Below are 22,072 nucleotides of genomic sequence, written 5' to 3' on the forward strand. Positions count from 1 at the left end.
CGGAGTGCGCGGCATCAAGCCTTCTCTCCATGTGGGTTTCGCGGTACAGACTTCAACGATACTGCCGCGTGCCGCGTGGTCAACGCAGATTAATCCATCCGTGCGCGTTCTGTGATACACATGTATCAACAACACCGAAGGGGTATGCAATGGGCGGAGCAGTCACAGCGGGCTCCGCGTGAGGCGCTCGAGAGCCCCTGACGTCATCCTCACGGTGGCGTGTGCAGCACAATTCATGGTGGTGCTGGACATCTCAGTCGTGAACGTTGCACTGCCATCGATCCGCGATGCACTCGACTTCAATTCCGTCACGCTACAATGGGTCGTCAACGCGTACGCATTGCCATTCGCCGGCTTCTTGTTACTGGGTGGCCGACTTGCTGATCTCTTCGGCACACGTCGGGTGTTCCTCGTGGGATTGGGATTGTTCTCAGGGGCCAGCCTCATCGGTGGACTCGTCACCGCATCACCACTGCTCATCGGCGCTCGCGCACTTCAGGGCCTCGGTGCAGCCGTGCTCGCCCCGGCGACACTCACGATCCTGACGTCTACCTTTCCAGAAGGGCAGCGGCGTACGCGAGCGCTGGCCACCTGGACCTCAGTCGGCATCGGCGGCGGCACAGCGGGAAACGTCCTGGGCGGAGTTCTGACCGAGTTTCTCTCGTGGCGGTCCACTCTGCTCATCAACGTTCCCGCAGGCGCTGTGGTTGCGCTCCTCACATTGCGATATCTCCCCCGAACCGGCTCTGCGACAGTAGTTCAACGGATCGATGCAGCGGGCGCAGCGCTCGCCACCATCGGGCTCGGATCACTGGCTTTCGGAGTGTCTGAGGCCGCGTCCCACGGCTGGCAAGCTGCGTCAACGATTCTCCCCTTGGCCACAGGCCTCCTCCTGCTGGTCGCTTTCATCATCGTCGAGTCGCACGTCGCCGTCCCCCTGTTTCCGCTCCGGATATTCCGGAATCGCTCAGTGTCAGTGGGCAATCTGACGATTCTTCTGGCTGGTGCTTGCCTGAATCCGATGTGGTACTTTCTGACACTGTCGATGCAGATCACGCTGGGATACACCCCGATCCAGACCGGGCTTGCTTTCATTCCCCACACACTCGTCGTCATCTTTGTCGGAGTCCGGGTCACCCCCTGGCTCATGCGCCGCGTTGACGGACGTGTACTGATCTCGATCGGGTCACTCATTGCCGCAGCCGGATTCGCATTGCAGGCACAGCTCACCCGCGATAGCGGCTACACGCTCGGAATACTCTTGCCAGCAGTCGTTTTCAGTATCGGCAGCGGGATTCTCACCACGCCGATCACATCAGCGGTGACATCGGGAGTACCGCCGAGCGAAGTCGGTGCGGCCTCCGGACTGATGAACGCGGCAAAGCAGATCGGTGGTGCGCTCGGTCTCGCCATGCTGGTCACGATCGCCGGATCGGGCGCCTCAGACATCGCGACGACATTGAACCCATACAACAAGGCGTATTACGCCATCGCCGGAATCATGCTGGTTGTGGCGGCCACAGCGGTAGCCCTTCCCGCCCAGAAAGACGATCCTGCTGATTGAGATCATCTCGCGAATCAGGTTCCGTGTATCGAAACTTCGCCGGCCGAGCGCTAACTCCGCGGACTCACTCCGACGATCATTGCGCCACCACACCCGCATTCCGAAAACTTCGCGGACTGACCCCTACTGTGCGTCGAAACGACCGCGAAAAGTGTGACACGTCACGGAAACCGAGGCGCTCGGCGATCTCGTGCACGCTCTGATCGGTATCCGAGAGCAGTGAGCGGGCTCGTTCGAAGCGTTTGCCGTACAACCATGTTCGCGGTGTGGTGCCCGCGGCGCTGAACAGTTTGTGGATGTAGCGCACCGACATACCCAACTCGGTGGCCACGTCGGCGATCGTGTGGTCGGGATCGCCGATGTGGCGCAGCATCGACTGCTGCACAGTGCGCAGGTCGTCGGCGTGCACGCGATCGGTCAGCGAACGCTGCGGCATCCGATGGTCGACCGCCGCGGAGACCACGTCGAGCAACGCCGATGCGACGGCCGCGACTGCTCCCGCGCCGAGATCGTCGTCGTGAACGGCGAGATCCACCAGCATGCTCGAGGCGACCCGGCCCACACCGGAGTCCGCATCTATCCGGAGCCCGACGGCATCGTCGATACTCACCCCGACCCGTGAGGCGAACAGATCCCGCGGCACCCGCAGAACGACCTGCTCGAACTCGGTCACCCCACTGACGATGAACGGGCGCTGCGAATCGACGAAGCCGAACGCACCGGCGTCGAGTGTCGAAGTCCGCCGCTGCTGGGTGATGGTCGCGGCACCCTTCGTCACCAGGCACAACAACAGTGCGTCCACGGGATCCGAAGCGATCATGTCGGGTGTGCGCACCACGGTGTGCGGGTCGGCGCGCACCAGACTCAACGCCATCTCGCCGACCGGTCGCGCCGTGATGTCGGCGTCGAAGGACGAATGCAGCCGCGGCCAGTCGACATCCATCTCGCAGAACGTCATGTCGAGCGTCTCCGCCCACAACTCGCGCCCCTCCGACGAGGCCAGCTCACGCGTACTCAAGGCAACGGCCGTGCCGTCTGAAACACCAGCGGCCGTGCCGTCCGGGTCAAGATTCGGTGCACTCTCGGTCATTCTCAGCCGCCACCTCCCTCCTTAGTGTTCCAGATCACAACCTTTTCCACGCAGACGCCAGGGGCATTCCGGATATGGGAGCACCCCTACCCCCGTCTGTTCGGAATACCCATACGTAAGGACGATCATGACGCTCACATCCGCGGCGACACCGCGCTGGATCACCGACATCACGATGGCCGAGCTGGAGGCCGACCCGCGCCCGTTCTACGAACGCCTGCGAAGTGAGGCACCAGTAGCGTTCGTGCCGCAACTGGGTCTGCACATCGTCTCGACCAGGGAGTTGTGCCTGGAGATCGCGAAGGATTCCGAGAGCTGGCCCGCGGTGATCTCCCCGGCGGGTGGCCGGACCTTCGGCCCCGGGGCAATCCTCAACTCCAATGGGCCCGAGCACCGTGAACTGCGCGGGATGGTCGAGCCGCACCTGCAGCCATCGGCCGTCGACACCTACATCGACGACCTCGTCCGGCCCTTCGCACGCAGCAGACTCGCCGACTTCGAGGACAACGGAGCTGCCGACATCGTCGCCGAATACTGCGAACCGGTCAGCGTGCGCGCGCTGGGTGACCTCCTTGGCCTCGACGACGTCAGCACCGACAAGCTGCGCGAATGGTTCCACAAGCTCAGCGTCTCGTTCACCAATGCCGACATGACCGCCGACGGCGAGTTCGCCAATCCGGACGGGTTCATCCCCGGCGACGAGGCCAAGGCCGAGATCATCGCGCACGTCGACCCGAAGATCGACCAGTGGATCGAGCACCCCGATCACACCGCGATCTCCCATTGGCTCCACGACGGCATGCCCGAGGGACAGACCCGCAGCCGCGAGGTCATCTACCCGAATCTCTACGTCTTCCTGCTCGGCGCGATGCAGGAGCCGGGCCACGCGATGGGGACCACCCTTGCCGGTCTGTTCAGCCGGCCCGATCAACTCGAGCGGGTCATCGACGACCCCACCCTCATCCCCCGGGCCGTCGCCGAGGGCATGCGCTGGGTGGCACCGATCTGGTCGGCCGCGGTGAAGGTCGCCACCAGCGAGGTGACCGTCGGTGGCGTGACCCTGCCGCAGGGGTCACTGGTGATGCTCTCCTACGGTTCGGCCAACAACGACGAGAACGCCTACGACGCACCCACCTCCTACGACCTCGACCGCGCCGTCATCCCGAATCTGACCTTTGGCGGTGGCGTACACGCCTGCGCCGGAACCTATTTCGCCAGCGCGGTGGTGCGGATCGCACTCGAGGAGCTGTTCGAGTCGATCCCCAACATCGAACGGGACACCGCTCACGAGATCGACTTCTGGGGTTGGGGATTCCGCGGACCCAAGCAGCTGCACGTGCAGTGGGAGGTCTGAGGTGACCGCCACCACCGCCGCAACCCACCGGGTGCGGGTCGGCACAACCACTCTCGAGGTGGCCCCGGACCAGACCATCCTGGACGCAGCGCTACGCGCGAACGCCTGGATTCCGCACTCCTGCACGCAGGGCACGTGTGGGTCGTGCAAGCTGTCGGTGGTGTGCGGGCGCGTCGATCACCGCGACTCCCCCGAATACACCTTGACCGCCGACGAACGCGAACGTGGAATGGCGTTGGCGTGCATGGCCACTCCGTGCGGCGAGGTGACGGTCGAGCCGATCGGAGCCATCGACGAATCGATCCCACGGCATCCGCTGCGCGATCACTGCGGCACCCTCGCCGAGATCACCGAGATCGCCGACCACACGCGGCGACTCGTGGTCGATCTCGACGACGACATGGCGTTCAACGCCGGCCAGTACTGCGAACTCGTCGTCCCGTCCACCGGCACAACCCCGGGTACCGTTGTGACACGGCAGTATTCGATGGCCAACCCGCCCTCGGAAACGCGCAGACTGGAGTTCCACATCAAACTCACCCCCGGCGGGGCAGCCACCGAACGGTGGATCTTCTCGACCCTGGCCGTCGGTGATCGTCTCCGCCTGCGCGGGCCGTTGGGGCAATTCCATCTCGTGGCCGAGCAGACCGGACCAGGCATCCTCATCGGCGGCGGCACCGGGCTCGCACCGCTGTGCTCCATCGCCTCACACGCCCTGGAGCACAATCTGATTCCTGAAATCCATCTTTATCACGGCGGGCGTCGGCGCGCTGACCTCTACGACGTCGAGCGCTTCACCGCGCTCGCCGCCACCGACAGCAGGTTCCACTATCACCCGGTGCTCAGTGAGCAGGAGTGGGACGGTGCCACCGGCCTGGTCACCGACGCCGTCCTCGCCGACTTCTCCTCATGCAAGGGCATGAGCGGATTCCTCTGTGGCCCACCACCGATGGTGCAGGCCGGTATCAAAGCACTCAAGCGCCGGCGGATGGCGCCGCGCATGATCTTCCGTGAAGAATTCACCCCCGCCATCCCGGCGACCACACCCCAGGAGTGAGCACCATGTATGTCATCACCGTCATCTACCACCACCCCGACGATCCCGCCGCCTTCGACGAGTACTACTCCTCGGCGCATCGTCCCCTTGCCGAGGCGATCAACGGCCTCACGGCTCTATCGGTAAGCCGATGCGAATCGCTCGACGAGTCACCGCCCGCCGAGTACGTGATTGCCCGCTTGGTCTTCGCTACCAAAGACGATGCGCTCAAGGGCCTTTCGTCGCCGGAGGGACAAGCAGCCGCAGGCGACGTCGCGAACTTCGCCACCGGTGGGGCCACCATGCTCTTCGGCGAGGCCCCCGCCTGAGACCCGGCACGCGGCGCTCACCCGGTTCGGAACCGGCCCGGACTCGTACCCACCTGCTTACGGAACAGACGACCGAAATGCGACACGTCACGAAATCCCACGTACTCACTGATCGTGGCGACCGGATCCCCGGTCGTCGCGAGCAGGTGCTTGGCGCGCTCGATCCGGGCCTCGTACAGCCAGCCGTTGGCAGTGCGCCCCGCCCCCTGCGCAAGTTTCTGCAGGTTGCGCAGCGACATCCCGCTGAGATGGGCAACGTCGGAGACGGTCAGGTCGGCGTCGTGGAGGTTGTCGGCGATGACCTTCTCGATGCGGGCGAGGTCCTGCGCGCGATATCCGTCAGCCGGGCGCACGATGGGCGCGGACTCGAGGATCGTCGCCGAGAGCATGCTGATCGCCGACGACGCGAACGGGACCGCGGTGGCCGCAGGCAACTCGGTGACCGCCATGTCAGTCAGCACCCGGCCGATGATCGCCGATGCCCCGTCGTCGGCAGGGTCGAAGGCGCGGGCGGTGACCCGCGCGGCGAGCGCCTCGGGCAACCGCCCCTCCACCAGCCTGCCCGGTACCCGTACCACCACTTGCCGGAACCGGGTCGGGGCGTCGAAGACGAACGGCGCGGCCAGGTCCATCAGCACAAAGGCTCCGCCCGAGACGACCGCACTCCTGCCGTTCTGGCGCACCTCCACCTGACCCTCGGTCACCACACACACCAGAAAGTCTGGGCAGGAGTCGGATTCGATCATCGCCGGAGTTCGGATCACGGTTTGCGCATCACAGCGGATGGAGCTGACGTGCAGATCGCCGACCGGACGTCCACCCCATTCGGCGTCGAGTTCGTTCCGGGTCGTGGGCCAGTCGACGTCCATCTCGGCGTAGAGGGTGCCCAGCGCACTGCGCCACTCGTTGCGGCCCTCGGCGGCGTCGAGCTGCCGGGTGTCGAGCGAGAGCACCGGCCAGGAATCCGGTATGCGTCCAGGGTCCATCGACTGTGCGCGTTCAGCCATGTCGTGCCACACCTCCGGGTTCTAGTGTTCTACGTCACAGGGACGTGGCACCGCCACCATATACCGCATCGCAGCAGCGGCGCGAGCACCAGATCTGTTGCCGAGCACGCAAGTGCCGCAGCGCTTCACGCCACGTCTCCTGGCCCCCACCCATGTGTCCAGGAGGAACCGATGACCACCGCACCCCTTGCCGAGCGCACCCGTACCGGACTCAACGACGTCCGGCCGATGACCGGTGATGAGTACCTCGAATCGTTGCGTGACGGACGCGAGATCTATTTCCGCGGAGAACGCGTCGACGACGTCACCACCCATCCGGCATTCCGGAATTCCGCGCGCTCGGTGGCCCGTATGTACGACGCGCTGCATCAGCCCGACGCGCAGGGTGTACTGGCGGTGCCGACCGATACCGGCAACGGTGGTTTCACCCACCCGTTCTTCAAGACCGCCCACACCTCCGAAGACCTCGTCGTCGCCCGCGACGCCATCGTCACCTGGCAGCGCGAGGTCTACGGCTGGATGGGGCGCTCCCCCGACTACAAGGCGTCGTTTCTGGGCACACTGGGCGCCAACGCCGATTTCTACGGCGACTACCGGCAGAACGCGTTGGACTGGTACAAGAAGTCGCAGGAACGCGTCCTGTACCTCAATCACGCGATCGTGAACCCGCCGATCGATCGTGACAAGCCGGCCGACGAGACCGCCGACGTCTGCATCCACGTCGTCGAGGAGACCGACACAGGGCTGATCGTCTCGGGCGCCAAGGTCGTGGCCACCGGGTCGGCCATCACCAATGCCAACTTCATCGCGCACTACGGATTGCCGCTGCGCAAGAAGGAATTCGGCCTCATCTTCACCGTGCCGATGTATTCGCCGGGCCTGAAGCTGTTGTGCCGTACCTCGTATGAGATGAATGCGGCGGTGATGGGCTCGCCGTTCGACTACCCGTTGTCGAGCCGCTTCGACGAGAACGACGCCATCATGGTCTTCGATCGGGTGCTGGTTCCGTGGGAGAACGTCTTCGCATACGACGTCGAAACCACCAACAACTTCGTCATGCGGTCGGGCTTTTTGAACCGCTTCATGTTCCACGGCTGCGCCCGCCTGGCCGTCAAACTCGATTTCATCGCCGGATGCGTCATGAAGGGTGTGGAGATGACCGGCTCGGCCGGTTTCCGAGGCGTGCAGATGCAGATCGGCGAGATCCTCAACTGGCGCGACATGTTCTGGGGGCTCTCCGACGCGATGGCCAAGTCCCCGGACGAGTGGGTCAACGGCGCCGTGCAGCCCAACCTGAACTACGGCCTCGCCTACCGCACCTTCATGGGCGTCGGGTATCCGCGGGTCAAGGAGATCATCCAACAGGTCCTCGGGTCGGGGTTGATCTATCTGAATTCGCACGCCGACGACTGGGGAAACCCCGAGATCGCCGGCTACCTCAACCAGTACGTTCGCGGCTCCCACGGCATCGCGGCGATCGATCGTGTGCAGCTGCTCAAACTGCTCTGGGATGCGGTCGGCACCGAATTCGGCGGGCGCCACGAACTCTACGAGCGCAACTACGGCGGAGATCACGAAGCCGTCCGATTCCAGACGCTGTTCGCCTATCAGGGCAGCGGCCAGGACGTGGCGCTCAAGGGGTTCGCCGAACAGTGCATGTCGGAGTACGACGTGGACGGGTGGACCCGACCGGATCTGATCAACAACGACGACCTGCACATCGTGCGGGATGCGCGATGACCGCCGTCGGCCCCGACACCGACGGTGAGGTGAGCGCGACACCGCTGCGGATGCGTAAGGCCTTGGGGCGCTTCGCCAGCGGGGTGACCATCGTGACCACCGCCGAAGCCGGGGACGGGGGTACCGCGGACGGGGACACCGTGCACGGGATGACCGCCAATGCGTTCACCTCGGTCTCCCTCGATCCGCCGCTGGTCCTCGTCTCCATCGCCAACCGGGCGAAGATGAACGCCAAGATCGCCGACACCGGCCGATACGGGGTGTCGATCCTCGCCAGCGATCAGGAACCGCTGTCTCTGCATTTCGCCGGCGCGGCAAGCGAACCCGATCTGGTCAGGTTCACCTGGCGTCGCGGCGTCCCGCTGCTCGACGGCGCACTGGTCCACCTGTCATGCACCGTCACCGACTCCCACCCCGCAGGCGATCACACACTGCACGTGGGTCGGGTCGAGGAACTCTGGTTCGACGACGGTCATCCACTCCTGTTCTACACCGGCAGTTTTCGAGCGCTGGAGCTGCAGGGCGATCAGGGCTGGGGCTTCTAGGTCGCGGGAACGGCGACACTTCACGAAAGGTGGATCATGGCAGCACTACAAACGGTTCAGAAGATCGGTCCGGTCCTGGACCTCTTCACCGTCGAACGCCCGGAGTGGGGTGTCACCGAGGTGGCCTCGGCCATCGGCGTCCCCCGTTCGAGCGCACACGCACTGTTGGCGTCCCTGGTCGACATCGGGCTCTTGCAGTGCCGATCGCGGGGTAGGTATCGCATCGGTTGGCGGATCGTCGAACTCAATCAGACCCTGCAGGGCACCGTCGATGTGCGTACCTGCGCCGCACCGATCCTCCGCTCACTGTCGGAGAAGTACGGCGAGACCGCACATCTGGCGATCATGGAGCGTTATCGCGTGATGTACGTCGACAAGGTCGTCGGCACACATGTCATCAATGTGTCCGGCGCGCGGATCGGCGCACACCTCGACGCGCACTGCAGCGCCGTCGGCAAGGCCTTGCTGGCCCACCGCCATCCCGGTGAGATCGAACGCAACGTCCTCAACAGTCCGTTGCACCGCTATACCGCGTCAACGATCACCAGCGCTGCCGAGCTCACCAGGGAGCTCAAAGCCGTTCTGCGTCATGGTTGCGCCTTCGACAATGGCGAGGCCGTCGCCGACGTGAATTGTGTGGCCGCACCCATCCGCGACGAGATGGGCGTGGTGGTGGCGGCGATCTCGATCACCGCCCCCGCCAGCCGATTCGTGCCCACGCAACAGGAGTTCCGGCGCGCGGTGATCGGCGCGGCGAACGCGGTCACCAAGTCCCTCACGGCATCGGTACCCGCCGAGATCGCCCCCGACACCCAGGTGTCCGCGCTCCACGCGATCGCCGGATGAGACGAGAAGGAGCTCACAGAAATGACCGATGACGTTGCACGGACCGCCGAGGACCTGCTCGGTGCCTATCGCGCCAGACGACCGATCGAGCCCATTGCCGACCGGTTCGTGGACGCACCGCTGTCCCTCGCCTACGAGATCGCACTCGCGCAGGTCGAGGACTGGGTGAAGCACGGCGACACCATCAAAGGACACAAGGTGGGGTTGGCCTCCCGCGCCATCCAACGCCAGATGGGGGTTTCCCAGCCCGATTTCGGTCATCTCACCGCGAGCATGTTCCACCTCGAGAATGCCCCCATCCCGGCACGTACGTTCATCCAGCCGCGGATCGAGCCGGAGGTGGCCTTCGTCCTCGGAAAGCCGCTGCGCGGACCGGGGGTCACCATCGCCGACGCCGCCGCCGCCGTCGACTTCGTGTTGCCCTCACTGGAGATCGTCGACTCCCGCATCCACGACTGGAAGATCGGGATCTTCGACACCGTCGCCGACAACGCGTCGTCGGGTGGGGTGGTGCTGGGCAGCCGGCCGACGAGACTCACTGAGGTCGATCTGCGGTTGACCGGGGTCAACCTGCACGTCAACGGCGAACTCATCGCGACCGGAGCCGGTGGTGCCGTACTCGGTTCGCCGCTGAACGCATTGGTGTGGCTGGCCAACACTGTCGGGCCGCTCGGGGTCACCCTCGAACCCGGCCACGTGGTGCTGCCCGGCTCGATGACCAAGGCCGTGCCCATCTCCCCGGGCGACACGATCGTTGCCGACTTCGCCGCAATCGGCAGCGTCACCGCAGTTCTGGAAGGAGCACAATGACCACCACACCCGCGCCGTGGAGTGCCGGACGCGTCGCCGAGATCCTGCTGACAGCCGAGCGCTCGCAGACACCACGCACCTCCATCCGCGCCGAATGGCCCGAGCTGACCCTCGACGTCGCCTACGCCGCCCAGGACATCGCACTCGCCGACCGGCTCGCGCACGGCGAGGTGATCACCGGCATCAAACTGGGGCTCACCTCCCGGGCCAAACAGCAGCAGATGGGTGTCGACGAGCCGTCGGTGGCCTGGCTGACCGACGCAATGGCTCTGCCTACCGGTCTGCCGATCCCACGCGACCGGCTCATCCACCCGCGTGCCGAGCCGGAGATCGCCTTCGTCCTCGGCCGCGAACTGCGCGGCCCCGGTGTCACCGCGGCACAAGCCCTCGCGGCCGTCGAGTACGCGATGGGGGCGATCGAGATCATCGACAGCCGCTACTCGGGATTCAAGTTCAGCCTGGAAGACGCTGTTGCCGACAACAACTCGTCGGGTGTGTACCTCACCGGACCGGTGATCCGGCAGGTGGACGAACTCGATCTGGGGTTGGAGGCGTGCCTACTCGAAGTCGACGGCGACGTCGTCGACAGCGCCACCGGGTCGGCGGTGCTCGGCCACCCCGGTGAGGCACTTGCCTTTGCCGCCAACACCTTCGGGGCGCGCGGCGTCACATTGCAGCCAGGCTGGGTGGTGCTCACGGGCGGTATGACCGACGCCGTGCCGGTCGCCCCGGGCAGCCGCGTGGCTGCACACTTCACCTCGCTCGGAACCGTCACCGTGGCGGGTGGGTGAGCCATGCCGTTCATCGACGTCACCATCGCCGCCGGCCGCTCGCCCGAGCAGATCCGCGATCTCCAGCATGAGCTGACCGCCGCCGCCCACCGCGCGCTGGGAGCGCCCATCGCCAACATCCGGGTGGTGGTGCGCGAGGTCCCCGCAACCCACTGGGCGGCAGGCGATGTCACCATCGCCGAGCGGGAGGCGAACACGCGGGGTTAGGCTCCGCTCGAGGCCCGCGCCGCGATTTCCCCGGCGCGGGCTCCCGACGCCGGCAGCCCGCCGATGCCCCAGTTCTCCGGGGCCACCTCGATGATCTGGCCGCGTACCCCCGCCCGGTCGACGTCGAGGACTTCGGCGATCAGGTCGGTGAACGCCAGCAACAACCGTTGTCGCTGGGCGACCGGGCGCCCGGCCAACACGATGGCGGTGAAGTACGGTGCGACGACGCCGCTGTCGGCAACGAGCTGCCCGGCCACCGCCATCCGGGTGGCCTCGTGGTGCACCACGAAGGTGCGAACTCGCTCGATCGGCGAGTCCAACACTGCCGCATACACTTGTGACGCCTCGATGAGCAGTTGCCGCTCCTGTTCCGGTGTCGCGGCACCGGAGGGAAGATGAAAGTGCGCCACCGGCATGGCTTTTCCTCTCGTGGTAGTCGTCCCGAACCCCGGCTGTAAGAACCTGGATGTAGGCCCTAGAGAACGCCGTGGCGAACCCCGCCATCGGCGGTCAGTACCGCGCCGTGCAGCACATCGGCCTGCGGAGCGAGCAGCATCTCGACGAGCCAGGCGATTTCATCGAGAGTCGGCAGCCGGCCCAGCGTCGTCTTGGCGCGGTAGCGCTCCCAGATCTCCTCGGGTCGGCGACCGGTCTGCTCGACCTCGGAATCGACGAGGGCACGCAGCCGCGGGGTGTCGATCGGTCCGGGGACGATGGTGTGCACCGTGACGCCCTTGGGTCCGTAGAGCGCCGAGATCTGACGCATCAGATTCAGCAATGCGGCATTGGCGGTACCCGGCCCGGCGTCGAGCGGTCCGGGTTCGATGCCGAGCGACCCGGCGATCGCGACGAACCGCGACCCCGGACCCATCCGTTCGCGCACCCCGTGGAGCAGCCGTACCGTGCCGGCGACCTTGATGTTGGCCGCGGTCGCCAGCGCCGCCGGTGCGATCGCATCGACCGACCCCTTGACCGGTAGTCCGGCCGCGAAAATTGCCATGCGTAACGGCCCGTCGAGCGCCGGTTGCGCGAGCGCCGCCCGGATGTCGTCGACCGCCCCGTCGTCGCCGATGTCTGTGGGGCACGCGTGGACGAGCGGGTTGCCTGCGGCGAGTTTCTCCAGGTCGTATGCCGAACGCGCCACCGCGAGCACGCGGTGACCGCGGTCGGTCAACCGTTGGGTGATGACCGATCCCATGGCACCGGTGGCGCCGACGACGACGCAGGTGCCCGAGCCGGTAGCGGTCATCGCCGCAACCGGATGGTCACCGCGCGTGGTTCGGTGAAGAACTCACGCGAGTACTGTCCGCCCTCTCTGCCCAGCCCGGAGATGCCTTCGCCACCGAACGGCAGGCGCAGGTCGCGTTCGAAGAACGTGTTGATCCAGACGGTCCCGGCCTTCCAGCGTGCGGCCAATCGGTGGGCGCGATTGAGGTTGTCGGTGAACAGGATTCCGGCCAGACCGTAGGGCGAGTCGTTGGCGATGCGCAACGCCTCGTCCTCGGTGTCGAAGCCCAGTACGGTCTCCACCGGCCCGAAGATCTCTTCACGTGCCGTCCGGGAGTCGTTGGTGAGCCCGGTGATCACCGTCGGCGGGTAGTAGAACCCGGCGGCGTGTGCGGGCCCGGTGAGACGCTCGCCACCGGTGATGACCTTGCCGCCCTCTTCCTGCGCGAGGTCGACGTAGCCGGCGACCTTCTCGAGGTGGCGTTGTTCGATGAGCGGACCCATGAAGCTGCCGGGGTCCTTGGGGTCGCCGACGACGAGCTTGCTCGCCTCCTCGGCGAAGCGCGCCAGGAACTCCTCGCGAATCGAGTTCTGTACCAGCAGACGCGAACCGGACAGGCAGACCTGACCGTTGCCGCCGAAGATCGCGCGAATCGACATCGGCACTGCCACATCGAGATCCGCGTCCTCGAAGACGATGTTCGCCGACTTGCCACCCATCTCCGCCGAGACCGGGGTGTGATGGGCGGCGGCGGCACGCAGGATGTGCACGCCGGTGGCACTCGATCCGGTGAAGGTGATGCGATCCACCCGCGGGTCACTGGTCAGCGGACCGGCCACCTCGTCGCCACCGAAACCGTGGACGACGTTGAGCACTCCCGCCGGCAGCCCGGCCGCCAGCGCGATCTCGGCGAATCGGTGCGCGGTCAATGGGGTTTGTGGTGCCGGCTTGAGGACAACGGTATTGCCGAAAGCCAACGCGGGGGCGATCTTCCACGTCGCCAGCATCAGCGGAGCGTTCCACGGACTGATCGCCGACACCACACCGGCAGGTGGATACAGCACATAGGACAGCAGATCACCGTCCGGGTAGGCCTCGTTGGCGGCCATCGACACGTAGTCGGCGAAGAACCGCAGATTGTGGGCCACCCGCGGGATCTCGGCGTGCAGCGACTGCGTGATGGTCTTACCCCCATCACGAGTCTCGAGCAGCGCCAACTCGTCTCGGTGATCGTCGACGGCATCGGCGACGGAATGCAGGATCGCGGCACGTTCCTTCGGCGACATTTGCGGCCACGGTCCGTCATCGAACGCCACACGCGCGGCGTCGATGGCGGCGGACCCGTCATCGGCTGTTCCACGTGCGACGGTCGCCAGCAGCGAACCATCATGCGGATCAAGGGATTCGAAGGTCGATCCATCGGATGCGTCGACCCAGTTATCGCCGATCAGGTGCCGAACAGTCTGCGGAGTGTCGGTCGTGGTCATACCGCGGCCACCTCCGGGGTCTCGTACACACGGCCGGCCAGTTCGGCGGCCACGTCGATGATCATGTCTTCCTGGCCGCCGATCACGCCCCGCCTCCCGAGTTCGAGCAGGATTTCGCGCGTGGGAATTCCGAACTTCTTGGCGGCCCGTTTGGTGGGATGGAAGAACGTCGAATAGACACCCGCATATCCGAGCACCAGCGCCGTCTCGTCGACAATCTGCGGTTCCTTCATCAACGGTGCGACAACGTGTTCAGCGGTGTCGATGAGCCCGAAGAGGTCGGCGCCGGTGTGCCAGCCCGCGCGTTCGAAGGCGGTCGCGAGCACCTCGGTCTGGGCGTTGCCCGCGCTGGCGCCGAGTCCGCGCAACGATCCGTCGATGAAAGTGGCCCCGTTCTCGGCGGCGTTGAGCGCGTTGGCGATTCCGACGCCGAGATTGTTGTGCGCGTGGAATCCGATGTCGGCGCCGATGGCCGATCGCAGCGCAGCGACACGTTCGCCGGCCTGCTGCGGGACGAGCGCGCCGGCCGAGTCCACCACGTAGACGACGTCGGCGCCGTAGGAATCGACCTTGACCGCCTGCTCCGCGAGTGCCTCGGGCTCGAGCTTGTGGCTCATCATCAGAAACGTCATCACGGTGAGGCCCTGGTCTTTTGCCCATTCGATAGGCTGCTGACCGCAGTCGGCCTCGGTGCAGTGGACCGCGACGCGCACGGTGGAGATGCCGGCGTCGACGGCACTCTGCAACTCGGTCAGCGTGGCGATCCCGGGAACATAGAGCGCTGCGATGTCGGCGTTGTCGACGGCATCAACGGCGGCCCGGACGTATTCGGGGTCGGTGGCCGCGGCGAAGCCATATTGGATCGAGGAGGCACCCAGCCCGATTCCGTGGGCGACCTCGATGGTCGACACCCCGGCGCGATCGAGCCCGGCGGCGATCGCCGCCACATTCTCTGTCGTGAACTGGTGTGAGACGCTGGACATCCCGTCGCGCAGGGTGGTGTCGACGAGGGTGACCGTGCGGTCGTTGCGCGAGATGCTCATCGGAGTGCTCCTGTCACGAGATTCTGTTGGGCCATCACGTCGGCGACGCGGACCGCGGCGGCGGTGATGATGTCGAGATTGCCTGCGTAGGTGGGCAAGAAGTCGCCTGCCCCGACGACCTCGAGCATGACGGTCACGAGATCACCGTCGACGTCGACGAGTTTGAGTGTGTAACCCGGGACGTACTCCTGCACCCGGGTGACCATGTCGAGGACGGCCCGCTCGATGGCATCGGCGTCGGGGTTGCGCACCTTGGCATAGACGGTGTCGCGCATGTTCATCGGCGGTTCGGCCGGGTTGATCACCGAGATAGCCTTGGCGCGGTCGGCACCGGCAACCGCGGCGAGCGCACGCCCGGTCTTCTCGCTGAACTCGCTGAGGTTCTGTCGTGTGCCCGGTCCCGCGCTCTTGGCGGCGATGGCAGCGACGATCTCGCCGTATGCGGCATCGGCCACCTCGTTGATGGCGTGCAGGATCGGTATGGTCGCCTGGCCGGCGCAGCTCACCATGTTCACGTTGGGTGCGCCCAGGTGCTCATCGAGGTTGACCGCGGGCACCACATACGGCCCGACCGATGCCGGGGTGAGGTCGATCGCGGTGATTCCCGCGTCGGCGTAGCGCGGGGCGGCGGCCGCGTGAATTTTCGCGGAGGTGGCCTCGAAGACCAGGTCTGGTAGATCCGGCTGTGTCAGCAGCCATTCGATGCCCTCGGCCGACGTCTCGAGCCCTGCGGTGCGGGCGCGCGCGAGGCCTTCGCTGTCGGGATCGATCCCGACCATGGATACCGGCTCGACATACTCGGACCTGAGCAACTTGTACATCAGGTCCGTCCCGATGTTGCCCGAGCCGACAATTGCGGCGGTTAACCGACTCATCGTGTTCTCCCTTGGATCGCTGTGCCTGCGACGGTAGGGATGTCGAGGGCGTTCTCGTGCTCATGGCCGGACTGCCCGGACGCGACGCGGCCACATCGACACCGCGTTCGGCATAGCCGAACGGCAGTGATCGCCATCACAAACCCCGGTCATGCTCGTCGTCATCCACCCATGGATGGCGCCGGTCATCGGCGCCGCACGAACCACAGGAGATCCGATGAGTGAGAATCCCGCCCGTTTCGACGTCGCACACCTGGCGCGCTGCGAACTGCTCAGTCCCAAGCCGCAGGAGACCGAAGACTTCTTCACCCGATTCCTCGGCATGTATGTGACCAAGCGCGAGGGCCAGTCGGTGTACCTGCGCGGGTACGAGGACCCCTACCAGTGGAGTCTCAAGATCACCGAGGCCGCGCAGGCCGGAATGGGGCATGCGGCGTTGCGCACCAGCTCACCGGAGGCCCTGGAGCGTCGCGCGCGCTCGCTTCAGGACGGCAACGTCGAGACCAGTTGGCACGAGGACGAATTCGGCTACGGAAAGACGCTTGCGTACCACACCGCAGACGGTCACGACTTCGCTCTGCTGTGGGAGGCCGAGAAGTACCTCGCCCCGACGGAGTTGCAGAGCAAGATCCTCTCGCGGCCGTCGAAGAAGCCGTTGCAGGGTATTCCGGTCAAACGTATCGATCACCTGAACCTGATGGCGTCGGACGTGACCTCGGTGAAGAACGAGTTCGAGCGGCATCTGGGTTTCCGCACCACCGAGCGGGTGGTCGACGGTGAGGTCGAGATCGGCGCGTGGATGAGCTCGAACCTCCTCGGCCACGAGGTCGCATGTATGCGCGACATGACCGGTGGGCGCGGCAAGCTGCACCATCTCGCGTTCTATTACGGCACCGGCCAGCACAATGTCGATGCCGCGGAGATGTTCCGCGACTACGACATCCAGATCGAGGCGGGCCCCGACACCCATGGGATCACCCAGGGCCAGTTCCTCTATGTGTTCGAACCCGGAGGCAACCGGATCGAGCTCTTCGGCGAGGCCGGATACCTGCATCTCGATCCCGACGCACAGACCAAGACGTGGGACATGGCCGAGATCGACACCGGCCTGGCCGTGGGCGGCGCGAAGCTGCCGTGGGAAACCTATTTCACCTATGGCACGCCCAGCCCGCTCTCACTGGACCAGCACATCGAGCAGTTCGCCCACTTCGGTCCCGGGGCCGAGGCCCCGGTTGTCGACGAGTTGGCGGGCGCGCCCGCCTGAGGCCCAGGGTCTCCGGTCGGCGGGTCTTCGGGTGCGCCGACCGTCGCGGTCACCTCGACATCGCGACGCCCCGACCACCGGGGTTCTCACCGGCCATGGCGATCCACGAACGGCACGATCTCGTCGAGAACTCGTTGCGGCGCAATGCGTTGCGGAAAGTGCCCGAGATCATCGAGGACGACGCGTCGGTACACGGCGTCGAACAGATCATCACGACCGGCGGAGGTCTCGGGCAAGCTCGCCGGGTCGGCTCCGCCGTGCAACGTCAGCGTCGGAACCGCGATGTGCGGCACCGACACGACAGCCGCCTCGGCGTCGGCGTAGGCCGGGTCGGGGTCGGCCCCGCCCCACCGCACCCGGTAGGAGTGCACGGTGATCTCCGCCCAATCGGGAGTGTCGAACGATGCCGCGGTGCGGGCGAACTCGGTGTCGGATATGGCCCGCTCCGGGTTCCACAGATCCCAGAGATGGCGGGTGAAGGCGCGGCGGTCGGTGTGGACGATGTTCTCACCTCGCGGTGTGCCGATCAGCCATTGATACCAATAGTGCTGCGTCTGAAGAAAACTCAATGCCTGATCGCGACCGTTGGTACCCCAACCGACCGAGATCGCCGCGCACGCGCGGACCCGCTGTGGACGAAGGGCGGCAGCGATGTATGCGGCGCGAGCGCCCCAATCATGGCCGATGACAGCAAATCTCTCGACGCCCAGCGCGTCCAGCAGCGCGAACAGGTCGGCGGCCAGGGCGGTCAGCTGACCCGAACGCCTCGTGCTCGTACTGTGGAAACGTGTGGGACCGAATCCGCGTAGATAGGGCACAATGACGCGGAAGCCGGCCCCCGTCAGATCATCCACCAGCGCGTCCCAGGTCCGGACGTCGTCCGGCCAGCCGTGCAGTAGGACGAGCGCGGGATGCGACGCACTCCCGTGCTCCTCGATACCGATGTCGAGGAGCGGGGTGGACATTGTGCGGCTCTTGCTGTCACTCATGCCTTCCATCCTGCCCCTACAGATGCCCACCCGCCGCCGAGCGCGCGGCAGCGGCCACCGCCGACACCTCTTCGCCGCCGTCGAACGCGAACCGGACCATTCCGGCTGCGTCGCAGGCGATCAGCATCGCGGTGATCTGCTGCTGCGCCTCGTCGTCGCGGCCGGCGGCGTCGAGGCACAGCGCGTAGAGCCGCCGCGCCTGCAGCAGGGCGCGGCGGCGCGGCGTGCCGTCGAGCCGCATCACCCATTCGCCCGCCCACCGGCACGCGAGCGCCACCTCGTCGGTTTCTTTGAGCAGCAACCGGATCGCCGCTTCTTCCTCGGCTTGTGCGACGATCTCGGCCCAGCCGCCGCCGGGTGGCCGGCGGTTCTCGAAGGCGACGCGCGGACGCAGCTGTCGGCGGGTCGGGGCCTCCAGGGCGATGATCTCGTTCTCGACGTAGGCCCGCAGGCGGGACGCGTCGATCTGGTCGGCGGCGTCGGCGGCCTCGTCGAGTAGCCGCGCGGCCTCCACCGGATCGCCGCGCTGGACCGCGAGTCGGGCGGCGGTGATGTAGCGCGCCCGGATCATATCGGTGATGCCCTCGTCGGGTCCGAGGGTGAGACTGTCCTCCAGCAGCTGGCTCGCCTCGTCGGAACTGCCTCGCTGGTACAACAATTGGGCGAGCACACCCGCGGCGAGTCGGTAGGCCTGGGAACCACCGGCACCGTTGCGGCGCGACACCTGCAGGGCACTGCGCAAGACTTGTTCGGCGTGATCGAGGTCGAGTTCTTCGATGTAGGTCAATCCGTCGAGGGCGTAGCCGTACATCACCGCGTAGGCACCGGTGTTCTGCTGATGGTAGGGCGCAGCCCATGCCTGACGTCGGTGCGCCTCATCGAAATCGAACCGCATGGTGGCGCTCATGGTGGCCACGTCGGCGGCCGAGGACACCACGAACGGTGGCAATGTCTGTGGTCGCGAAAGACATTCGGTGACGAGGTCGTCGATATGATCCATCCGGTCGGCGGTGGCATCGGCGCAGGCGAGCGCCACGTCGGCCTCCACCTGCATGTCACGTTCCCGGCCACCGACCTCGGCGGCCGCCAGCGCCGCGGCCACTCGGTCGATCGCGATGCGCGCTCGATCAGTGTGGTGCAGAAGAACATTGGACCATGCGACGGTCAATTGCAGGCGCGGGCTGGTGACCACCGCACTCGGCGGGAGTTTGTCGATGATGCCGAGAACAATCACCATCTGCGAGTGTTCGAGCAGGGTGCGGCCGTCCTGCTCGACGAGCCGCACCGCGCGGTCGGTGTCGCCGGCCGCCAGTGCGTGATCGACGGCCTCCGAGAGCATTGCGTGTTCGCCGAACCACGTCGAGGCGATGCGGTGCAACTCCGAGACCTGCTCGGGCTCGTCGCGTTCGAGCCGTCGGCGTAGGAACTCCAGGAACAGCGGGTGGAAGCCGAACCAGTCGCCGTCGGCATCGATCCTGCGTAGGAACAGGTCTCGCGCCTCGATATCCTCGAGCAACGCCTGCCCACGGATCTCACCGCTGAGCGCCGACGCCAGACCCGCGCACACCGTGTCGGGGATCGACGTGGTGATCAGGAAGTGCAGGATCTCCGACGGGAGGGCACCGAGCACGTTCTCGGCGAGGAAGTCGCCGATGGCGCGATGCCGACCGGAGATGTTGGAGATCAGCTCGGCCGGGGTGTCGCTGCCGCGCAACGAGACACAGGCGAGTTGCAGTGCAGCGACCCACCCATCGGTGGAGTTCCACAATTCGGTGATGTCACGGCTCTCGAGGTCGAGCCCGGAGACGTCGACGAGAAACGACCGGGCTTCGTCCGCGTCGAAACACAGTTGCGCGATGTCGATCTCGACGAGTTCGTCGAGTACGCGCATGCGGCTGATCGGCAGACGCGTCCGCGACCGGCTGGTGATCAGCAACTGCAGATGGTGACAGCCGTGCTCGAGCAGGAAGTCCATCGACGCGACGGCCGCCGGATCGGTGACCCGATGCCAGTCGTCGACGATGACCAGCATCCGGGTGCCCCGCTCGTGGATCGCGTTGATCAGCGTGGTCAGCGCGTGCTGGTCGGAGTGTTCGCGACGTTCGTCGAGCAGATCGTCGAGTCCGGCGGTGACGTCGGGGTCGGTGCGTCTGATCGCCTCGATCAGATGCGTCACGAACCAGGAGGCGTTGTTGTCGTCGTCGTCGACGGTCAGCCAGGCCACCCCCACACCCTCGCGGTGCAGGTATTCGGCCCACTGCGCGGCGACGGTGGTCTTGCCGTAGCCGGCCGGGCCGTGGATGAGGATGAGCCGTCGGCGTTCGCCTGCCCGCAGGATATCCAGCAGTCGCTCCCGGACCACCTGTGCACGCGGACGCAACGGCGGCCGGAACTTCGTGGCCGGCGTCGGCGGTGCGGTATCGGTGCGCGACCTGCGTGCCGACGCTCCGGTCAGCGGATCCTGGGTGGCCTGCGCGGGGATCGCCATGTCGGCGACCGCCTGCCCGAATTGCGCCTGGATCGCCCGCAGTTCCTCGCCGTAGGCGGCCGCGCTGTCGGGGCGGTCCTCGGGTACGCGGGCCATCGCGTGCTCGATCGCGCGGGACAATTCGTCGGGGACATCGGTGGAACTGAGATCCGGGACGGGCTCACTGGCGATCCGCAGGAATTGCGCCACGACCTGCTCGCCGCTGCGTCGCTCGAACGCGGCGTGCCCGGTCAACGCGCAGAACAAGGTGGCGCCGAGGCCGTAGAGATCCGAGGCCACGGTCGGCGGATCGCCGGTGAGCAATTCGGGTGCGGTGAACGCCGGCGATCCGGTGACCATGTCGGCGCCGGTCTCGAAGCCGCCGACGATGCGGGCGATGCCGAAGTCGGTGAGCTGCGGTTCGCCGTACTCGGTGAGCAGGATGTTGCCCGGTTTGATGTCGCGGTGCAGCGTGCCCGTCCGATGCGCGGTCTCCAGCGCGCCGGCCATCTTGATCCCGAGACGCAGCACGTCGGGCCAGTCGAGTGGGCCGTGCTTGCGGATGCGTGCGTCGAGCGAATCGTGCGGGTGATACGGCATGACGATGTAGGGCGTGCCGCCCGGCGTCGACCCCACCTCGAGGATGTTCACGATGTGCGGGTGCCCCGACAACCGGCCCATCGCCCGTTGTTCGCGCAGGAACCGTTCCAGACTCGCTTCGTCGAGGTGGTCGGTGAGGATCTTGATCGCGACGGTGCGCTCGAGGTTGGGCTGTTCGGCGCGATACACCGCGCCGAATCCGCCACGGCCGATCAACAGCGGATCACTGAATCCGGCCGCGATGAGCTCCGAGGCGGCGTCCGGAACGACGTCTCGCTGCGTGTCCTGCGGATCGAACTCGACCATGGTTCCATCCAGCGTAGTCGGGTGTGACGCAGGACACAGTCCGAATTAGGGCGTCTACCTCCGCGGCGGACCCGGCGGACGCCCGCATTGCACCCAGTTGCCCACGAGAACCGCGTGACACAGCACCGCGACGAGAAACCAGCCCGACGCCACACCCAATCCGGTCTGCGTCGACCAGTACCCGAGCACCGACAGCGGAACGGCGATCCCGCTGATCGCGCCGGCCAGGACGCACCACCCGAATCGACGCCGCGTGGCCGCCGCCGCGGAGAGCACGGTGCCGCCGACGCCGAGCCCGATCGCGATCTGACCGAGCAGTGTCCGGTCGCCGCCGACGTCGCTGGTCACCCAGGCACCGATACTGGAGGCGGCCAGCACGACGATTGCCAGCCAGATCACCCGCACCGACCGGGGCCGCAACGGCACCTCGGCAAGCACCTGCCGCTCGATCTTGCGGAGCGAGGCCGCCAATCCCGGTTCGAGTTCCACCACCA

At 66.2% G+C, this 22,072-nt stretch carries 21 protein-coding genes; 11 read left to right on the forward strand and 10 right to left on the reverse strand.

Annotated elements, in window-relative coordinates; genetic code table 11:
• Positions 1-178 precede the first annotated feature (178 nt).
• Positions 179-1,564, forward strand: coding sequence for an MFS transporter (locus J6U32_RS01660; RefSeq protein WP_425324101.1), 1,386 nt, complete (start codon positions 179-181; stop codon positions 1,562-1,564).
• 76 nt (positions 1,565-1,640) lie between these two features.
• On the opposite strand, the gene J6U32_RS01665 is transcribed toward J6U32_RS01660, so the two are convergent.
• On the reverse strand, positions 1,641-2,654 hold the full coding sequence (locus J6U32_RS01665; protein ID WP_208793271.1) for an AraC family transcriptional regulator: 1,014 nt from the start codon (positions 2,652-2,654) through the stop codon (positions 1,641-1,643).
• Between the two features lie 127 nt (positions 2,655-2,781).
• Between J6U32_RS01665 and J6U32_RS01670 the strand changes: the two genes are divergently transcribed.
• From J6U32_RS01670 to J6U32_RS01680, 3 genes are read left to right on the forward strand one after another with little or no spacing between them, the layout of a single operon-like run.
• Entirely contained in the window at positions 2,782-4,008 is a 1,227-nt protein-coding gene (locus J6U32_RS01670) for a cytochrome P450 (protein WP_208793272.1), read from the forward strand.
• Between the two features lies 1 nt (position 4,009).
• Positions 4,010-5,065: a 2Fe-2S iron-sulfur cluster-binding protein gene (locus J6U32_RS01675; protein WP_244332484.1), complete on the forward strand. Its 1,056-nt coding sequence runs from the start codon at positions 4,010-4,012 to the stop codon at positions 5,063-5,065.
• Between the two features lie 5 nt (positions 5,066-5,070).
• On the forward strand, positions 5,071-5,373 hold the full coding sequence (locus J6U32_RS01680; RefSeq protein ID WP_208795912.1) for an EthD family reductase: 303 nt from the start codon (positions 5,071-5,073) through the stop codon (positions 5,371-5,373).
• A 17-nt stretch (positions 5,374-5,390) separates the two neighbouring features.
• On the opposite strand, the gene J6U32_RS01685 is transcribed toward J6U32_RS01680, so the two are convergent.
• Positions 5,391-6,380 (reverse strand): helix-turn-helix transcriptional regulator, encoded by a 990-nt coding sequence (locus J6U32_RS01685; protein WP_208793273.1) that lies wholly within the window; start codon positions 6,378-6,380, stop codon positions 5,391-5,393.
• Positions 6,381-6,551: 171 nt separating this feature from the next.
• Here J6U32_RS01685 and J6U32_RS01690 point away from each other — a divergent pair, with 171 nt between their 5' ends.
• The 6 genes from J6U32_RS01690 to J6U32_RS01715 are packed head-to-tail and all read left to right on the forward strand — an operon-like array spanning position 6,552 to position 11,319.
• Positions 6,552-8,120 carry a 4-hydroxyphenylacetate 3-hydroxylase family protein gene (locus tag J6U32_RS01690; RefSeq protein WP_208793274.1) on the forward strand — a complete coding sequence of 523 codons (1,569 nt, stop codon included), beginning with the start codon at positions 6,552-6,554 and terminating at the stop codon, positions 8,118-8,120.
• Positions 8,117-8,665 carry a flavin reductase family protein gene (locus tag J6U32_RS01695; protein WP_208793275.1) on the forward strand — a complete coding sequence of 183 codons (549 nt, stop codon included), beginning with the start codon at positions 8,117-8,119 and terminating at the stop codon, positions 8,663-8,665. Before J6U32_RS01690 ends, J6U32_RS01695 begins: the two co-directional genes overlap by 4 nt.
• A gap of 36 nt (positions 8,666-8,701) precedes the next feature.
• Positions 8,702-9,511: an IclR family transcriptional regulator gene (locus tag J6U32_RS01700; protein WP_208793276.1), complete on the forward strand. Its 810-nt coding sequence runs from the start codon at positions 8,702-8,704 to the stop codon at positions 9,509-9,511.
• Positions 9,512-9,532: 21 nt separating this feature from the next.
• The gene (locus J6U32_RS01705) at positions 9,533-10,321 is read left to right on the forward strand and encodes a 2-keto-4-pentenoate hydratase (RefSeq protein ID WP_208793277.1); all 789 of its coding nucleotides are present in this window, start codon (positions 9,533-9,535) and stop codon (positions 10,319-10,321) included.
• A complete protein-coding gene (locus J6U32_RS01710) occupies positions 10,318-11,112 on the forward strand; it encodes a 2-keto-4-pentenoate hydratase (RefSeq protein WP_208793278.1) in 795 nt (264 codons plus the stop codon). Before J6U32_RS01705 ends, J6U32_RS01710 begins: the two co-directional genes overlap by 4 nt.
• A 3-nt stretch (positions 11,113-11,115) precedes the next feature.
• Entirely contained in the window at positions 11,116-11,319 is a 204-nt protein-coding gene (locus J6U32_RS01715; RefSeq protein ID WP_208793279.1) for a tautomerase family protein, read from the forward strand.
• Here the strand turns inward: J6U32_RS01715 and J6U32_RS01720 are convergent.
• Genes J6U32_RS01720 through J6U32_RS01740 form a run of 5 tightly spaced genes read right to left on the reverse strand, consistent with a single transcriptional unit; the run spans position 11,316 to position 15,952 of the window.
• On the reverse strand, positions 11,316-11,735 hold the full coding sequence (locus J6U32_RS01720; protein ID WP_208793280.1) for a tautomerase family protein: 420 nt from the start codon (positions 11,733-11,735) through the stop codon (positions 11,316-11,318). The genes J6U32_RS01715 and J6U32_RS01720 overlap by 4 nt on opposite strands.
• A gap of 59 nt (positions 11,736-11,794) precedes the next feature.
• Positions 11,795-12,568, reverse strand: coding sequence for an SDR family NAD(P)-dependent oxidoreductase (locus J6U32_RS01725; RefSeq protein WP_208793281.1), 774 nt, complete (start codon positions 12,566-12,568; stop codon positions 11,795-11,797).
• A complete protein-coding gene (locus tag J6U32_RS01730; protein WP_208793282.1) occupies positions 12,565-14,034 on the reverse strand; it encodes an aldehyde dehydrogenase in 1,470 nt (489 codons plus the stop codon). The genes J6U32_RS01725 and J6U32_RS01730 overlap by 4 nt, the downstream gene beginning before the upstream one ends.
• Complete coding sequence (dmpG, locus tag J6U32_RS01735) at positions 14,031-15,077, reverse strand: 4-hydroxy-2-oxovalerate aldolase (RefSeq protein ID WP_208793283.1); 1,047 nt, start codon at positions 15,075-15,077, stop codon at positions 14,031-14,033. The genes J6U32_RS01730 and dmpG overlap by 4 nt, the downstream gene beginning before the upstream one ends.
• Entirely contained in the window at positions 15,074-15,952 is an 879-nt protein-coding gene (locus tag J6U32_RS01740) for an acetaldehyde dehydrogenase (acetylating) (RefSeq protein ID WP_208793284.1), read from the reverse strand. Before J6U32_RS01740 ends, dmpG begins: the two co-directional genes overlap by 4 nt.
• A gap of 217 nt (positions 15,953-16,169) precedes the next feature.
• On the opposite strand from J6U32_RS01740, the gene J6U32_RS01745 reads away from it, so the two are divergent.
• The gene (locus tag J6U32_RS01745) at positions 16,170-17,216 is read left to right on the forward strand and encodes a VOC family protein (RefSeq protein ID WP_208793285.1); all 1,047 of its coding nucleotides are present in this window, start codon (positions 16,170-16,172) and stop codon (positions 17,214-17,216) included.
• An 86-nt stretch (positions 17,217-17,302) separates the two neighbouring features.
• Here the strand turns inward: J6U32_RS01745 and J6U32_RS01750 are convergent, their stop codons facing one another.
• Genes J6U32_RS01750 through J6U32_RS01760 form a run of 3 tightly spaced genes read right to left on the reverse strand, consistent with a single transcriptional unit; the run spans position 17,303 to position 22,067 of the window.
• Positions 17,303-18,205, reverse strand: coding sequence for an alpha/beta fold hydrolase (locus J6U32_RS01750; RefSeq protein WP_208793286.1), 903 nt, complete (start codon positions 18,203-18,205; stop codon positions 17,303-17,305).
• Between the two features lie 16 nt (positions 18,206-18,221).
• Complete coding sequence (locus J6U32_RS01755; RefSeq protein ID WP_208793287.1) at positions 18,222-21,578, reverse strand: serine/threonine-protein kinase; 3,357 nt, start codon at positions 21,576-21,578, stop codon at positions 18,222-18,224.
• Positions 21,579-21,632: 54 nt separating this feature from the next.
• Entirely contained in the window at positions 21,633-22,067 is a 435-nt protein-coding gene (locus J6U32_RS01760) for a hypothetical protein (protein ID WP_208793288.1), read from the reverse strand.
• Between the last annotated feature and the right edge of the window lie 5 nt (positions 22,068-22,072).

The sequence above is a fragment of the Gordonia polyisoprenivorans genome (assembly GCF_017654315.1).
Classification (GTDB): domain Bacteria; phylum Actinomycetota; class Actinomycetes; order Mycobacteriales; family Mycobacteriaceae; genus Gordonia; species Gordonia polyisoprenivorans_A.

Excerpts from the sequence above, each read along its gene's own strand:
- J6U32_RS01665 (WP_208793271.1), bottom strand. The coding sequence starts at position 2,654 with ATGACCGAGAGTGCACCGAATCTTGACCCGGACGGCACGGCCGCTGGT.
- J6U32_RS01670 (WP_208793272.1), top strand. The coding sequence starts at position 2,782 with ATGACGCTCACATCCGCGGCGACACCGCGCTGGATCACCGACATCACG.
- J6U32_RS01680 (WP_208795912.1), top strand. The coding sequence starts at position 5,071 with ATGTATGTCATCACCGTCATCTACCACCACCCCGACGATCCCGCCGCC.
- J6U32_RS01685 (WP_208793273.1), bottom strand. The coding sequence starts at position 6,380 with ATGGCTGAACGCGCACAGTCGATGGACCCTGGACGCATACCGGATTCC.
- J6U32_RS01690 (WP_208793274.1), top strand. The coding sequence starts at position 6,552 with ATGACCACCGCACCCCTTGCCGAGCGCACCCGTACCGGACTCAACGAC.
- J6U32_RS01695 (WP_208793275.1), top strand. The coding sequence starts at position 8,117 with ATGACCGCCGTCGGCCCCGACACCGACGGTGAGGTGAGCGCGACACCG.
- J6U32_RS01700 (WP_208793276.1), top strand. The coding sequence starts at position 8,702 with ATGGCAGCACTACAAACGGTTCAGAAGATCGGTCCGGTCCTGGACCTC.
- J6U32_RS01705 (WP_208793277.1), top strand. The coding sequence starts at position 9,533 with ATGACCGATGACGTTGCACGGACCGCCGAGGACCTGCTCGGTGCCTAT.
- J6U32_RS01710 (WP_208793278.1), top strand. The coding sequence starts at position 10,318 with ATGACCACCACACCCGCGCCGTGGAGTGCCGGACGCGTCGCCGAGATC.
- J6U32_RS01715 (WP_208793279.1), top strand. The coding sequence starts at position 11,116 with ATGCCGTTCATCGACGTCACCATCGCCGCCGGCCGCTCGCCCGAGCAG.
- J6U32_RS01720 (WP_208793280.1), bottom strand. The coding sequence starts at position 11,735 with ATGCCGGTGGCGCACTTTCATCTTCCCTCCGGTGCCGCGACACCGGAA.
- J6U32_RS01725 (WP_208793281.1), bottom strand. The coding sequence starts at position 12,568 with ATGACCGCTACCGGCTCGGGCACCTGCGTCGTCGTCGGCGCCACCGGT.
- J6U32_RS01730 (WP_208793282.1), bottom strand. The coding sequence starts at position 14,034 with ATGACCACGACCGACACTCCGCAGACTGTTCGGCACCTGATCGGCGAT.
- dmpG (WP_208793283.1), bottom strand. The coding sequence starts at position 15,077 with ATGAGCATCTCGCGCAACGACCGCACGGTCACCCTCGTCGACACCACC.
- J6U32_RS01740 (WP_208793284.1), bottom strand. The coding sequence starts at position 15,952 with ATGAGTCGGTTAACCGCCGCAATTGTCGGCTCGGGCAACATCGGGACG.
- J6U32_RS01745 (WP_208793285.1), top strand. The coding sequence starts at position 16,170 with ATGAGTGAGAATCCCGCCCGTTTCGACGTCGCACACCTGGCGCGCTGC.
- J6U32_RS01750 (WP_208793286.1), bottom strand. The coding sequence starts at position 18,205 with ATGAGTGACAGCAAGAGCCGCACAATGTCCACCCCGCTCCTCGACATC.
- J6U32_RS01755 (WP_208793287.1), bottom strand. The coding sequence starts at position 21,578 with ATGGTCGAGTTCGATCCGCAGGACACGCAGCGAGACGTCGTTCCGGAC.